Source organism: Mesorhizobium sp. M0048 (assembly GCF_040323405.1).
In the GTDB taxonomy this organism is placed as follows: domain Bacteria; phylum Pseudomonadota; class Alphaproteobacteria; order Rhizobiales; family Rhizobiaceae; genus Mesorhizobium.
Genome location: NZ_JAMYUV010000017.1, coordinates 17,666 through 31,745, shown reverse-complemented (window position 1 = coordinate 31,745; position 14,080 = coordinate 17,666). Strand labels below are relative to the sequence as shown.

The window sequence follows — 14,080 nt, the reverse complement described above, 5'->3', positions numbered from 1 at the left end:
TCGGATGCTCTAGCCTTCATCCTCCATATAGGACGATTTGATTTTGGAAGAAGCCGTCATTTCGCTGAAAGACGTATCGCTGACGCTTGGTGAAGGTGGCTCCTCGGTCCATGTGCTGAAGGGCGTCAGCCTCGATGTGGCGGGCGGCGAAGCGACAGGCATCGTTGGACCCTCAGGTTCGGGAAAGTCGACATTGCTGATGGTTTTGGCTGGGCTTGAAAGGGTCGATTCGGGCACGGTTCGAATTGCCGGCGAGCTGCTCAACGGCAAAAGCGAAGACCAGATCGCATCGTTTCGGGGGCGAAACATCGGCATCGTATTCCAGTCTTTCCATCTCATCCCCAACATGACGGCGCTGGAAAACGTTGCCGTCCCGCTGGAGCTTGCCGGCCATGCCGATCCGTTCGGCGTGGCGGCGCGCGAGCTGGCGGCGGTCGGCCTCAGCGATCGCGTCACCCATTACCCCGGCGAATTGTCTGGCGGCGAGCAACAGCGCGTGGCGATCGCCCGGGCGCTGGCGCCGTCGCCGCGCATCCTGATCGCCGACGAGCCGACCGGCAATCTCGACCAGGCGCCGGGGCGGCACGTCGCCGACCTGCTGTTTGCCAAGGCCGCGGAACGCGGCATGACGCTGGTGCTGGTCACACATGACCCGGTACTCGCGGCGCGCTGCTCGCGCCAGGTGTCGATGCGGTCGGGGCTGATCGAGGACGCGCCTGAGCCGGCCACCAGGGCCGGCAAGGTGACCGCCTGATGCCGCTGTCGCAAACACTGAGGCTCGCCTTTCGGTTTTCGCTGCGCGAAATGCGTGGCGGGCTGTCCGGCTTCCTGATCTTCCTTGCCTGCATCGCGCTCGGCGTCGCGGCAATCGGCGGCGTCAATTCGGTGGCGCAAGCGATTTCCGCCGGTGTTGCCGACCAGGGCCAGACGCTGCTCGGCGGCGATCTCCGCTTCCAGCTCAACCAGCGCGATCTTACCAGAGCCGAACGCAGCTTCGTCGACCGGCTTGGCGCGGTTTCGCACAGTGCCAACCTGCGCTCGATGGCCAGGCTCGAGGACGGCTCCGACCAGGCGCTGGTCGAGGCCAAGGCGGTCGACGGCGCCTATCCGCTCTATGGCGCGCTGGAGACTGAGCCGGTGCTGTCGCGAGAGGATCTGTTCGGCGAAAAATCCGGCGTCTTCGGCGCCGCCGCCCCGGCTCTCTTGTTCGAGCGGCTACATCTTGGCATCGGCGACCGGCTGAAGCTCGGCAGCGCGACATTCGAGCTGCGTGCAAGGCTGGTCAACGAGCCGGATGCGGTGTCGGATGGCTTCGGCTTTGCGCCGCGGCTGATGGTGTCGACCGACGGGCTTGCCGCTTCCGGCCTGATCCAGCCGGGCAGCCTGGTCGAGAACGCCTATAGGGTCCGGCTGCCCGGCGGCACCGGCGACGCACAGATCAAGGCGATCCAGGAGCAGGCGGCAAAAGAGTTCCCGCAGGCCGGCTGGTCGATCCGCACGCGCAGCAACGCGGCGCCGGCGTTGTCCTCGAACATCGAGCGGTTCTCGCAATTCCTGACGCTGGTTGGGCTGACGGCGCTGGTGGTCGGCGGCGTCGGCGTGGCCAATGCCGTGCGTGCCTATCTCGACGGCAAGCGCGGCGTCATCGCCACCTTCAAGAGCCTAGGGGCTTCGGGCGGGTTCGTCTTTGCCGTCTATCTGGTGCAGATCCTGATGATCGCCGCCCTCGGCATTACGCTGGGCCTGGTGCTCGGCGCATTGATGCCGTTCGCGGCCAGCGCCGCACTCCAATCGGTTATTCCTGTGCCGGCGGAAGGTGGGTTCTATCCCGGCGCCCTCGGCATGGCAGCGCTGTTCGGGCTGCTGGTGACGCTGGCTTTCGCCTTGCTTCCGCTCGGCCGCGCCCGCGACGTGCCGGCAACGGCGCTGTTTCGCGAAATGGGTTTCGAGGGCCGCGGTTTTCCCCACCCGCTCTACATCGCCGCGGCATTGGGCATCGCCCTGCTCCTGGCGGTACTGGTGATCCTGTTTTCCGGCGACCGCCGTATTGCCTCGATCTTCATTGGGGCCACGGTGTTGTCGTTCCTGGTGCTGCGCGTCGTCGGCTCGCTGGTGCAGTGGGCGGCGAAGAAAAGCCCGCGCGTGCGTTCGACCGCGCTCAGGCTCGCCATCGGCAACATCCATCGGCCAGGCGCCTTGACGCCATCGGTGGTTCTGTCACTTGGCCTCGGGCTGACGTTGCTGGTGACGCTGGCGCTGATCGACGGCAATCTCAGGCGGCAGATCTCGGGCAGCCTGCCGGAACGGGCGCCGAACTTCTTCTTCGTCGATATCCAGAGCGGCGACGTCGATGCTTTCTCTGCGCTGGTCGGCAAAGAGGCGCCGCAGGGCAGGCTGATCAAGGTGCCGATGCTGCGCGGCCGGGTGATGGCGCTCAACGGCGTCGCTGTCGACAAGGTCAAGGTTCCGGCCGAGGGCGCCTGGGTGCTGCGCGGCGATCGCGGCCTGACCTATGACGCAAAGCTGCCGGAGAATGCGACGCTGACCGAGGGCAGCTGGTGGCCGGAGAACTATGCCGGCGAGCCGCTGGTCTCGTTTTCCGCCGAGGAAGGCAACGAGATTGGGCTGAAGCTCGGCGACACCATCACCGTCAACGTGCTCGGCCGCAACATCACGGCCAAGATCGCCAATTTCCGCCAGGTCGAATGGGAAACCATGGGCATCAATTTCGTCATGGTGTTCTCGCCCAACACATTCGCCGGGGCGCCGCACGGCTGGTTGGCTACGCTGACCGAGACGAATGCGTCGGCAGCCGACGACGCGCACCTTCTCAACGCCGTCACGCGTGCCTTTCCCGCGGTCACGACGGTCAGGGTCAAGGACGCGCTCGAAATCGTCAACCGGCTGGTGGCGCAACTCGGCACAGCAATCAGGGCGGCAGCGGGCGTGGCGTTGATCGCCTCGGTGCTGGTGCTGGCCGGCGCGCTCGCCGCCGGCAACCGGGCTCGCATCCACGACGCGGTGGTGCTGAAGACCCTGGGTGCGACCAGGAAAACGCTGATCGCCGCTTTTTCGCTGGAATACATGCTGATCGGCCTTGCCACCGCGATCTTCGCACTGGCGGCGGGCGGTGTAGCGGCATGGTTCGTCGTCGCGCGCATCATGACGCTGCCATCGCACTTCATGCCCGAGGTGGCGGTGGCGACCATCGGCTTTTCACTGGTGGTCACCGTCGGCATCGGCCTTGCCGGCACGTGGCGGGTGCTGGGCCACAAGGCGGCGCCGGTGCTGCGGAATCTTTGAGCCAGAGCCGGTTTTGATTAAATCTCGTTAATGTTTCGGGCGGGAAGGCCAATAAAACCGGATCTCTGGCACTTCACGGAGCATTACGTTTGGTTACGGTCTTGTCCTTTACACCAAGAACCATCATATTTCGGCGCAGGCATGCTGGAGCCCCGCCAGCGGCGCCTGGGTTCAAATGGACCTGACACCGGACGGGGCAGAAGCAATATGAGGATTTCCATGGCTGATCCCGTTCGCAATTATCAGACGCGCGCCGTGCCCGGCGCCGGCGTCGATGCTGCCATCGACCAGGGCCTGCGGGCCTACATGATCAAGGTCTACAATCTGATGGGGCTTGGCCTCCTCATCACCGGCCTTGCCGCGGTCGGCACAATCATGCTGGCCACGACCAGCGATCCCGCCTCGGCGGTCGCGACGTTGCCAAGCGGCGAGATGCTGACCTCGTTCGGCTACGCGATCTTCGGCTCGCCGCTGAAATGGCTGGTGATCTTTGCCCCGCTGGCAGCGGTGATGTTCCTGTCGTTCCGCGTCCAGTCGATGAGCGTTTCGGCCGCACAGACGACGTTCTGGGTCTATGCCGGCCTCGTCGGCCTGTCGCTGTCGTCGATCTTCCTGGTCTACACCACCGCCAGTATCTCGCAGACCTTCTTCGCCACCGCCGCCGCCTTTGGCGGGCTGTCCCTCTACGGCTACACGACCAAGCGCGATCTCTCGGCGTTCGGGTCGTTCCTGGTCATGGGCCTGGTCGGCCTGATCATCGCGATGGTGATCAACATCTTCCTGCAGTCGTCGGCGCTTTCCTTTGCCGTTTCGGCGATCGGCGTGCTGATCTTCGCAGGCCTCACCGCCTACGACACGCAGAACATCAAGGAGATGTATTTCGAGGGTGACGAGACTGATGTCGCCGGCCGCAAGGCGATCATGGGCGCATTGAGGCTCTATCTCGATTTCGTCAACCTGTTCATGTTCCTGCTGCAGTTCATGGGCGACCGTCGCTAAATACGGTTTTCCTGGACCAGGAGTGTGGAAAGGGCGGCCCAATGGCCGCCCTTTTCTTTTGTGCCGGCTTTTGCTGTGATATGGGGCAGATGAACGACGTGCCTAAATTATGAGCAGCATCACCTTGCGGGCCGCGACGTCGGCCGATCTCGACCGGATCACGGAAATCTATGCCGACGCGGTGACGAATGGCACTGCCAGCTATGAACTCGAGCCACCAAGCCGCACCGAGATGGGCGCGCGCTTCGACAACCTGATGGCGGGCGGCTTTCCTTATCTGGTTGCGGAAAAGGCCGGCAGCGTGCTCGGCTATGCTATGCCGGGGCGTTCCGGCCGCGCCCGGCCTACCGCTTCGTCGTTGAGGATTCCGTCTATGTCGCGCCCGAGGCCAAAGGGCAAGGCGTCGGGCTGCTCTTGATGCAAGGGCTGATCGAAGCGGCCAAGGCGGCAGGTTTTCGCCAGATTATCGCGGTGATCGGCGACGGCCGGCCCGATAGCGCCTCGGTACGGTTGCACGAGAAGCTCGGCTTTCGTCATTCCGGCCGCCTGGAAGGCTCAGGGTATAAGCACGGACGCTGGCTCGACACGGTGTTCATGCAGTTGCCGATCAATGGCGGGGCGTCGATCCCGCCCGATCCGCAGTCACTGCCCGAGCGGAAGTTCCGCGAACAAAAATAAGAGGTTACGCTTCGACCAGCTTCAGCGTTCGGTCGAACACGCCAAGCACCCGGCCGAGCTCCTGGCCGCGCTTGAGGATGCGCCCGCCGGCGGCGATGACGGCGAACGCGCCTTGCCGGCGCGCCAGCTTCGGATCCTTGACGATCTGGAAAAGCGGCACTTCGCTGGTGCGGCGGAAGACAGAAAAAACGGCGCGGTCGGCGAGATGGTCGATGGCATAGTCGCGCCACTCATTGGCGGCAACCATACGGCCGTAGAGTCTGAGGATCTGGTCCAGTTCGCGCCGGTCGAACTGCACCGGCTGGTCGAGGCGTTCGCGTCTTGCCTCATGCAGCGGGATCAGTATTGCGGATGCGTCCCCATCCTCCATCCCGCTGCTGCGATCAGTCATGCCTGGATCCTCGCAATGAATCGTACGCCGACCAAAGTTGGCGCTTTCGTTGCCGAATTGCAAGGCCCGGCCGAGCAAGGGCAGCGTCGTGCGGTTTCTGCAGCGTCCAGTCACGTTTGCGAAACGCCTGTTGGAATTGGTGATGCTTCGCCACAATCCTGCCTTTTTTTATCCGTGCTCATGCCCCAATGTCCGACGAATTTACCGGTGTTGCCTGAGACGGTTCGGTCCGGCACCGGCTCGTAAACCCCAAGCCCCCCGCCCACGGGTCTGCGTCGGATCGAACCAACCTCGGTTTTTCCTTGGAAAGATCGGGTGCGACGATCCCAAAACCTAAATGACCGGCGTCAGAAGCAAGCTGACGCCGGTTTTTTATTGGCCGGAGCCGTGGCGGTGCGATCCCTCCAGACAGGCTGTCGTCGGAGGCTTGAGCGCGGTTATCCTCTTCTCCCACAGGGAAGAAGGGGAGCGCTCTATTTAAGGCTTGCGGATAAAGGCTGCACCCAGGATCGGACCGGGCATGCCGTCCTTGCCAACTGACTGCAGCAGCACGGCGCAGCCGCCCTTCTTGGCGATCTCGCTCATCGGCAGTTCGTAGCGCTGCGCCTTGCCGTGCCACATGCCGGCGGTCTGGATGCTGGTGACGGCGTTCCAGTAGGTCATGCTGCGGCCGCTGTTTTCGCCCTTGCCGATCTTTATCGTCTGTGGCGGGTTGAAATAGACGATGACGACATGCGCGTCGGCGGGGCCGGTCACGGCGTCGCCGGCATCGATCATGACGCGATCGCTGGTCCGGCTGACTTTGATGCCGACGCGCATGCCTTCGCCGACCCTCTCCATGCGGGCCAGCGCGCCGTCGACTTCCTTGCGGCTGGCGCCGTTGACATGGCTGCGGCCGTTTATGACGGCTTGCGGGGTGTAGACGGAACGGCTGCCGAAGGCGCGCATATACTCATATTGCCGCTCGGTATTTTCCTTGCGGCTCAGCGTGTCCTGCCAGCCGAGGTAATCCCAATAATCGACATGATAGGCGAGCGCGACGATGTCCTCCTTGGCGGCGAGCTCGGCGAAGAATTCGTCGGCCGGCGGACAGGAGTTGCATCCCTGGCTGGTGAAGAGCTCGACGACGCCTAATGGCTTGTCGGTTGGCTCGGCAAGGGCCCCGCCGGCAAACGCCGAGAGGGCCAGCGCAAGGGCCGCAAGCCGCAATGGTCTTCGAGATGGCATGGCCGTTCCGATCCCGCCGGTGACGCCGGCTTTGTTCTGGTTGTCGAAATATGTGGCAGAAGCGTCAGTCAACGGGAAGTCACGTTGCGGTGAAATTTTGCCGTTGCAACCGCTGGCAAGGGCGCAATAGGTGGACTTGCACTACACGATGGAAGCGATTCGGGCGGCAATCAGCATGTGGCAATCTCTCCTGGCGCCGGTCGACCTGTACTGCGAGCGGACCGGGCCGGAACTCTGGGCCGAACCGCTCAATGCGCTGAGCAATCTGGCTTTTTTTGCCGCCGGGCTGTGGGGTGTCTGGCAGGTGCGCAGGCGCGGCACCGGCATCTTCGCCGAAGTGCTGGCCTGGTGGGTGGTGGCGATTGGCGTCGGCTCGTCGCTGTTCCACACCTTTGCCAACCGTGGCACGGTCTGGGCCGACGTGCTGCCAATCGCCGGGTTCACGCTGGCCTACACGCTGTTCAACCTGCGGCGTTTTCTCGGCATGAAATGGGGCAAGGCGATCGCCATCTTCGTCGCCTTCTATGCCGTCGCCGGGCTGGTGACCTTTGCCGTGCCGGACTGGCTGCGCGAGGCGTCGAACGGCACGACCGGCTATCTGCCGCCCTTCCTGGCGCTCGCCTTCTTCGGCGCCTTGGTGGCGGCGAGCGGCAACCGTGCCGGCTGGTACAATCTGGCGGGCTCGGCGATCTTCGTCGTATCGGTCGTCTGCCGGATGATCGATCCGCTGGTCTGCGGCAGCTTCCCGCTCGGCACGCACTTCCTGTGGCACATCCTCAACGGGCTGATGCTCGGTGTGCTGCTGGCGGCGACAGCGCGGTTTGGAAAGCCGGGAATAGGGGAATAGGGGAAGCGTTCCCTACTCCCTTACTGCCCTACTCCTCTCTCTATGCTGCCAGATCGCGCAGCACGTATTGCAGGATGCCGCCATTCTTGAAGTAGTCGAGCTCGTCCAGCGTATCGATGCGGCAGATGATCGGAACCTCTTTGACGCTGCCGTCGCCGTAGGTGATTCTGGCGGTCATCTTCTGCCGCGGCTTGATGTTGCCCAGTCCGTCGATCTCAACCAGTTCGTCGCCCTTGAGGTTGAGCGAGGCCCATGAGGTGCCTTCCTCGAAGACGAAGGGGATGACGCCCATACCGACAAGATTGGAGCGGTGGATGCGCTCGAAGGACTGGGCGATGACGGCGCGAACGCCCAGCAAATTGGTGCCCTTGGCCGCCCAGTCGCGCGACGAGCCGTTGCCATATTCGACGCCGGCGAAGATGACCAGCGGCACGCCTTCCTTCTTGTAGCGCATGGCGGCGTCGTAGATCGATTCCTCTTCTTTCGACGGGTAATGGATGGTGTAGCCGCCCTCGCGGCCGTTCTCGCCCAGCATGTGGTTGCGGATGCGGATGTTGGCGAAGGTGCCGCGCATCATTACCTCATGATTGCCGCGGCGCGTGCCGTACTGGTTGAAATCGGCGACGCCGACGCCGTGGTCGGTGAGGTACTTGCCGGCCGGGGAGGCCGCCTTGATCGAACCGGCCGGCGAAATGTGGTCGGTGGTGATCTTGTCGCCGAACAGACCGAGCACACGCGCGCCCTTGATATCGCCGATCTTGCCGAAGCCTGACGTCATGCCGGCGAAATAGGGCGGGTTCTGCACATAGGTGGAATTGTCGTCCCAGGCATAGGTCTGGCCTTCCGGCGCCTTGACGTTCTGCCAGTACTCGTCGCCCTTGAAGACGTCGGCATATTTGCGGGCGAACAATTCGCGTGTGACGTTCTTCTCGATGAATTCCTGGATCTCGACCGAACTCGGCCAGATATCCTTGAGATAGACCGGATTGCCGTTGCGATCCTCGCCGAGCGGCTCGGTGGTCAGATCCTTGGTCACGGTCCCAGCCAGCGCGTGGGCGACGACCAGTGGCGGCGAGGCGAGATAGTTCGCCTGCACGTCGGGCGAGACGCGGCCTTCGAAATTGCGGTTGCCGGACAAGACTGCCGCAGCGATCAAGCCCTTATCATTGATGGTCTTAGAGATCGGCGCCGGCAGCGGGCCGGAATTGCCGATGCAGGTGGTGCAGCCGAAGCCGACCAGGTTGAAGCCGATCTGGTCGAGCTCCTTCTGCAGGCCGGATTTCTCGAGATATTCGGCCACGACCTGGCTGCCCGGCGCCAATGAGGTCTTGACCCACGGCTTCTGCTTGAGGCCGAGCCGGTTGGCGTTGCGCGCCAACAGCCCGGCGCCGATCAGCACGCTCGGGTTCGAGGTGTTGGTGCAGGAGGTGATGGCGGCGATGACGACATCGCCATGGCCAAGATCGTAGTCCGTCCCCTCGACGGCATAGCGCTTGTCGATTTCGGCGGCCTTCTTGTATTCGGTCTCCATCGCCTTGGCGAAGCCAGCCGGAATGTCTTCAAGTGCGACCCGGCCTTCCGGCCGCTTGGGGCCGGCCATCGACGGGACGACGCTGCCGAGATCGAGCTCCAGCAGGTCGGTGAAGACCGGATCGGCCGAGCCGGCATCGCGCCACAAGCCTTGCGCCTTCGAATAAGCCTCGACCAGGGCGATGCGGCCTTCGTCGCGACCGGACATGGTGAGATAGCGGAGGGTTTCGCTGTCGACCGGGAAGAAGCCGCAGGTTGCACCATATTCCGGCGCCATGTTGCCAATGGTGGCGCGATCGGCCAGCGTCATGTTGGACAGGCCCGGACCGAAGAATTCGACGAACTTGCCGACGACGCCCTTCTTGCGCAGCATCTGGGTGACTGTGAGCACCAGGTCGGTGGCGGTGACGCCTTCCCTCAGCCTGCCCGTGAGGCGAAAGCCGATGACTTCCGGCAGCAGCATGGAAACCGGCTGGCCGAGCATCGCGGCCTCCGCCTCGATGCCGCCGACGCCCCAGCCGAGCACGCCAAGACCGTTGATCATGGTGGTGTGCGAATCGGTGCCGACGCAGGTGTCGGGATAGGCGGTGGTCTCGCCGTCTTCGCTGTTGGTCCACACCACCTGGCCGAGGTACTCGAGATTGACCTGATGGCAGATGCCGGTGCCGGGCGGCACCACGCGGAAATTGCGGAACGCCTGCTGGCCCCATTTCAGGAATTTGTAGCGTTCCTCGTTGCGCTCATATTCAAGCTCGACATTGCGGGCGAAAGCCAGCGGCGTACCGAATTCATCGACGATGACCGAATGGTCGATGACCAGATCGACCGGCACCAGCGGATTGATCTTTTGCGGGTCGCCGCCGAGCGAGGCCATGGCGTCGCGCATGGCGGCAAGGTCGACCACAGCCGGAACGCCGGTGAAATCCTGCATCAGAACGCGGGCCGGGCGATAGGCGATCTCGACGCCGGCAGTGCCCCGGTCGGTCAGCCAGCCGGCGACCGCCTGGATGCTCTCCTTGGTAACGGAACGGCCGTCCTCGTTGCGCAACAGGTTCTCCAGCAGCACCTTCATCGAATAGGGCAATTGGGCAATGCCTGTGAGGCCGTTCTTTTCGGCCTCGACAAGGTCATAGTAGATGTACTCGGTGCCGCTGGCGGTCAGCGTGCGGCGGCAATTGAAGCTGTCGAGTGATTTGGACACGTGCGATCCCTAACTGTCGGTTGCCGGGAGGGAACGGACGCCAGTGGGCATGCAAATCACGCGCAAAGGTGCGGGTACGGCCATTTCCGCTGTCCGTTCCCAAGCGTCCGGGCCGTTCAAGGCGGCACGCGCGCTGGTTCGGCGCAAATTCGGTTCCCGTGCCGACCGCTGGCACGGATGATGCGGATATAGAGAATTTTCTGGAATAGTTCTAGACACGGAATCGCCATTTTTGCTGCGGCGCACCGAAGCCGCACTTGAACTTTTCGGCGAAGGGGAACGGATGCGGCTGATCGCCGAAAATCTGGGCGGCGAACGCGGCGGCGAGACGGTATTTTCCGGCATCGAATTCGCGCTGGGGGATGGCCAGGCGCTGGTCGTCACCGGGGCGAACGGCGCCGGCAAATCGACGCTGCTCAGGATCGTCGCCGGTCTGTTGCCGGTGGCGGCAGGCCGTGTGCGGTTCGAAGGTGGTGGCGAAGACTTCCCGTCGGTCGCCTCGGCCTGTCACTATCTCGGCCACCTCAACGCGATGAAGACGGCGCTGAGCGTCAAGGAGAATCTGTGCTTTTGGCGCGATTTTTCGGGCGCGGGCTCTGCGGGTGTCGAAGAGGCGCTGGAAACCGTCGGCCTGGGCCGCATCGGCCATCTGCCGTTCGGCTATCTCTCGACCGGCCAGCGCCGGCGCGCGGCGATTGCAAAACTGCTGGTCAGCCATCGGCCATTGTGGCTGCTTGATGAGCCGACCGCAGGACTGGACAAGGTTTCGGAGGAGAGAGTCGGCGAATTGATGGAGAAGCACCTCGAGAGTGGGGGGATCGTGGTCGCGGCGACGCATTTGCCGCTGGGGATCGAGCGGGCACAAGGGCTGGTGATGGGCGAGGCCGTTTGATGTTGGTGCTCTACGGCGCCCCCCTCTGTCCTGCGACGGAACTCCATCCTTTGCTTGGCCTTCACGCCTGCATCAGGACCAAACCATAATGTGGTCCCTCTTCCTGCGCGACATCCGCCTGAGCATCCGCGCCGGCGGCGGAGCGCTGACTGGAGTGATTTTCTTTCTCGCCGTCATCACGACCATCCCGTTCGGCGTCGGTCCCGACCTGAGGCTGCTGGCCCGCATCGGCCCGGCGATCCTGTGGATTGCCGCCTTGCTTGCCTGCCTGCTCGGCCTCGACCGGCTGTTCCAGGCTGATCGGGAAGACGGCTCTCTCGATCTTCTGGTGCTTGGCAACGACCGGCAAATGCTGGCCTTGACCGTGCTGACGAAATGCCTGGCGCATTGGGCGGGAAGCGTGCTGCCGCTGGTCGTCGCCGCGCCCCTGCTCGGCCTGTTCATGAACATGGAGCCGGCCGGCATCGGCGCCACGGCGCTGACGCTGCTGGTCGGCACGCCGGCGATTACCTTCATCGGTGCCGCCGGTGCTGCGGTGGCGGTAGCGTTGCCGCGGGGCGGGCTGCTGATCTCGGTGCTGGTGCTGCCGCTGACCATTCCCGTGCTGATCTTCGGCGTATCGGCAAGCTATGGCGCGGTAGCGGACCCCGATCCGTTCCTGCAGCCCTTCCTCATTCTTGCCGCGCTGACCCTGTTCCTTGCCGTGCTCGGGCCGGTGGCGGCGGCGCTGGCGCTGCGGCACGGAACGGATTGATGTGTTGGCTTCAGCTCATCCCTGCGGCGCGGCGAACAATTGCGGAGCCGATGGCGCGGCGTTAAGAGAGGACATGTCGGAACAAGGCGAGACGGACCGTTTGGAAAGCGCCGCGGAGCGAGAAGCATGAGCGTACACGCGCTTTATGTCACCGCCGCCTATGCGATCACGGCCGTGGTGCTGGGCGGGCTGATCGGCTGGATCCTGCTGGACCAGCGCGGCCGCAAGCGAGAACTCGCCGAGCTGGAAGCATCCGGCGTGCGCCGGCGCTCCGATAGGGCAGTCAAGCCATGAGCACGGAAACGGAAACACCGGCGCGCCGCCGCCTGATCGTGCTGCTGCCGCTGCTGGTCTTTCTCGGGCTGGCGGGATTGTTCCTGGCGCAGCTCTTGTCCGGGCGCGACGTGTCGGAAGTGCCGTCGGCGCTGATCGGCCTGCCGGCGCCGCAGACCAACCTGCCGGCGCTCGAGGGCACCAATTTGCCGGGCCTCGATTCAAAACAGTTCGCCGGCAAGGTGACGCTGGTCAACGTCTTCGCGTCGTGGTGCGCGCCGTGCCGCGAAGAGCACCCGGTGCTGCTGGCGCTGTCGCAGGACAGACGCTTCGTCATGGCAGCGTTGAACTACAAGGACCAGCCGGAAAACGCCCGTCGGTTCCTTGGCGATCTCGGCAATCCGTTCCAGGCGATCGGCGTCGACCAGGCCGGGCGCACGGCGATCGACTGGGGTGTCTACGGTGTGCCGGAGACCTTCGTCATCGGCAAGGATGGCAAGATCGCCTACAAGCATGTCGGGCCGCTGACGCCGGACTCGGCGCAGACGCTGCTGCTGCCGGAGATCGAGAAGGCGCTGGCCGTGCCGGGCTGATTGCCCGCCGTTTCATCAAAGGTCGACGGAAGACTCAGCCGTAGATCTGCTTGTGGACCTGGTAGAGCATTTCTGAGCGATCGGCGCGCATGTCGGCGAGGTCGCGGCTGGTGAAGCTGTCGATTTCGGCGACGAGGCGGTTGTAATGCCGGCGCTTGGCGATGCTGGCGCGAGCGCGGCTCATGAGGCTGTCGATGATCATAGCGAGTCTCCTTTTGCGCCGCATTTGCGGCCAGTTGTTCCTCCCTTGATCGATACGAAGCATGACATAGTTATGGTGCGTTGCAAAAATAAGATGTTGCAATGCACCATTGCGCTGGGCGCATAGCCGGTTAACCGGATGTGACCTGCCGTCCGCGCCAGCATTCGCTTCCATAAGGCTTCTGACGCATCATCGATCTTGCTATATCGAGCGTGGGCTGGCTTGATCGCGCCTCGCCAAGCGACTGCTACCGGGAGGAACCATGGCCAGCGAATTCTACGAAGTTCTCGATCCGCGCTTTTCGCGGCTGTTCAACGGCAATGCACAGGTCGACAGGCTGTTTACCGGCTGCCGATGGGCGGAAGGACCGGCCTGGTTTGCAGCCGGGCGCTATGTGGTATGGTCCGACATCCCGAACAATCGCATGCTGCGTTACGACGAGACCGACGGCAGTGTCAGCGTGTTCCGTCAGCCGTCGGGCAATTCCAACGGCAACACCGTCGACCGGCAAGGCCGGCTGGTTACTTGCGAGCATTCCGGCCGCCGTGTCAGCCGGACCGAGCATGACGGCTCGGTCATCACCATCACCGACAAATGGCGCGGCAAGCGGCTGAACTCGCCCAATGACGCGGTGGTCAAGTCCGATGGCTCGATCTGGTTCACCGATCCGAGCTACGGCATCGATACCGATTACGAGGGCGACAAGGCCGAAAGCGAGATCGGCGCCTGCCATGTCTATCGGGTCGATCCCGGCACCGGCGAGACCGAGGCGGTGATCACCGACATGGTCAGGCCCAACGGGCTCGCCTTCTCGCTCGACGAGAGCAAGCTCTATGTAGCGGATACCGGCCGTACGCATGGTGCGCAAAACCCGGCGCACATCCGGGTGTTCAATGTCGGCCAGGGCGGCAAGACGGTCTCAGGCGGAAAGGTCTTTGCCGACTGCACCGCCGGCCTGTTCGACGGTTTCAGGCTGGATGCGGACGGCCGCATCTGGACCAGCGCCGCCGACGGCATCCACTGCTACGATCCAGACGGGACGCTGATCGGCAAGGTCAAGGTACCGGAAGTCGTTGCCAATTGCGTGTTCGGCGGCAACAAGCTGAACTGCCTCTACATCGCCGGCACGACCTCGCTCTACATGGTCCGGCTTATGGTCAACGGCGCCAAAACCTACTGAGCGGATGCCA

13 protein-coding genes and 1 pseudogene are annotated in these 14,080 nt (G+C 63.6%); 10 read left to right on the top strand and 4 right to left on the bottom strand.

Features of this window, described 5'->3' with window-relative positions; genetic code table 11:
• Nucleotides 1-43: 43 nt before the first annotated feature.
• The 4 genes and pseudogenes from NKJ84_RS16560 to NKJ84_RS16545 all read left to right on the top strand — a co-directional run bounded on the left by NKJ84_RS16560 (nucleotide 44) and on the right by NKJ84_RS16545 (nucleotide 4,980).
• Nucleotides 44-754, top strand: coding sequence for an ABC transporter ATP-binding protein (locus NKJ84_RS16560; protein ID WP_352507343.1), 711 nt, complete (start codon nucleotides 44-46; stop codon nucleotides 752-754).
• Nucleotides 754-3,303: an ABC transporter permease gene (locus NKJ84_RS16555; RefSeq protein WP_352507342.1), complete on the top strand. Its 2,550-nt coding sequence runs from the start codon at nucleotides 754-756 to the stop codon at nucleotides 3,301-3,303. Before NKJ84_RS16560 ends, NKJ84_RS16555 begins: the two co-directional genes overlap by 1 nt.
• Before the next feature lie 219 nt (nucleotides 3,304-3,522).
• Complete coding sequence (locus NKJ84_RS16550; protein WP_352507341.1) at nucleotides 3,523-4,302, top strand: Bax inhibitor-1/YccA family protein; 780 nt, start codon at nucleotides 3,523-3,525, stop codon at nucleotides 4,300-4,302.
• A gap of 109 nt (nucleotides 4,303-4,411) precedes the next feature.
• Nucleotides 4,412-4,980 (top strand): annotated as a pseudogene (locus NKJ84_RS16545) (GNAT family N-acetyltransferase).
• Nucleotides 4,981-4,984: 4 nt separating this feature from the next.
• On the opposite strand, the gene NKJ84_RS16540 reads toward NKJ84_RS16545, so the two are convergent.
• Together NKJ84_RS16540 and NKJ84_RS16535 are read right to left on the bottom strand one after the other, a co-directional pair.
• The gene (locus tag NKJ84_RS16540; protein ID WP_254817869.1) at nucleotides 4,985-5,371 is read right to left on the bottom strand and encodes a DUF2794 domain-containing protein; all 387 of its coding nucleotides are present in this window, start codon (nucleotides 5,369-5,371) and stop codon (nucleotides 4,985-4,987) included.
• 477 nt (nucleotides 5,372-5,848) lie between these two features.
• A complete protein-coding gene (locus NKJ84_RS16535; RefSeq protein ID WP_352507393.1) occupies nucleotides 5,849-6,598 on the bottom strand; it encodes a DUF1223 domain-containing protein in 750 nt (249 codons plus the stop codon).
• A gap of 175 nt (nucleotides 6,599-6,773) precedes the next feature.
• Between NKJ84_RS16535 and NKJ84_RS16530 the strand changes: the two genes are divergently transcribed.
• Nucleotides 6,774-7,445 carry a ceramidase domain-containing protein gene (locus NKJ84_RS16530; protein WP_352507340.1) on the top strand — a complete coding sequence of 224 codons (672 nt, stop codon included), beginning with the start codon at nucleotides 6,774-6,776 and terminating at the stop codon, nucleotides 7,443-7,445.
• A gap of 40 nt (nucleotides 7,446-7,485) precedes the next feature.
• Here NKJ84_RS16530 and acnA read toward each other — a convergent pair whose 3' ends face one another.
• A complete protein-coding gene (gene acnA / locus NKJ84_RS16525; protein WP_352507339.1) occupies nucleotides 7,486-10,176 on the bottom strand; it encodes an aconitate hydratase AcnA in 2,691 nt (896 codons plus the stop codon).
• A gap of 283 nt (nucleotides 10,177-10,459) precedes the next feature.
• Between acnA and ccmA the strand changes: the two genes are divergently transcribed.
• The 4 genes from ccmA to NKJ84_RS16505 all read left to right on the top strand — a co-directional run bounded on the left by ccmA (nucleotide 10,460) and on the right by NKJ84_RS16505 (nucleotide 12,688).
• Complete coding sequence (ccmA, locus tag NKJ84_RS16520) at nucleotides 10,460-11,068, top strand: heme ABC exporter ATP-binding protein CcmA (RefSeq protein ID WP_352507392.1); 609 nt, start codon at nucleotides 10,460-10,462, stop codon at nucleotides 11,066-11,068.
• Between the two features lie 88 nt (nucleotides 11,069-11,156).
• The gene (gene ccmB / locus NKJ84_RS16515) at nucleotides 11,157-11,822 is read left to right on the top strand and encodes a heme exporter protein CcmB (protein WP_352507338.1); all 666 of its coding nucleotides are present in this window, start codon (nucleotides 11,157-11,159) and stop codon (nucleotides 11,820-11,822) included.
• Between the two features lie 126 nt (nucleotides 11,823-11,948).
• Nucleotides 11,949-12,116, top strand: coding sequence for a heme exporter protein CcmD (gene ccmD / locus NKJ84_RS16510; protein ID WP_352479673.1), 168 nt, complete (start codon nucleotides 11,949-11,951; stop codon nucleotides 12,114-12,116).
• On the top strand, nucleotides 12,113-12,688 hold the full coding sequence (locus tag NKJ84_RS16505) for a DsbE family thiol:disulfide interchange protein (RefSeq protein WP_254817862.1): 576 nt from the start codon (nucleotides 12,113-12,115) through the stop codon (nucleotides 12,686-12,688). Before ccmD ends, NKJ84_RS16505 begins: the two co-directional genes overlap by 4 nt.
• 34 nt (nucleotides 12,689-12,722) lie before the next feature.
• Here the strand turns inward: NKJ84_RS16505 and NKJ84_RS16500 are convergent, their stop codons facing one another.
• A complete protein-coding gene (locus NKJ84_RS16500) occupies nucleotides 12,723-12,890 on the bottom strand; it encodes a hypothetical protein (RefSeq protein WP_254817861.1) in 168 nt (55 codons plus the stop codon).
• A 262-nt stretch (nucleotides 12,891-13,152) separates the two neighbouring features.
• Here NKJ84_RS16500 and NKJ84_RS16495 point away from each other — a divergent pair, with 262 nt between their 5' ends.
• Nucleotides 13,153-14,070 carry an SMP-30/gluconolactonase/LRE family protein gene (locus tag NKJ84_RS16495; protein ID WP_352507337.1) on the top strand — a complete coding sequence of 306 codons (918 nt, stop codon included), beginning with the start codon at nucleotides 13,153-13,155 and terminating at the stop codon, nucleotides 14,068-14,070.
• Nucleotides 14,071-14,080: the final 10 nt, after the last annotated feature.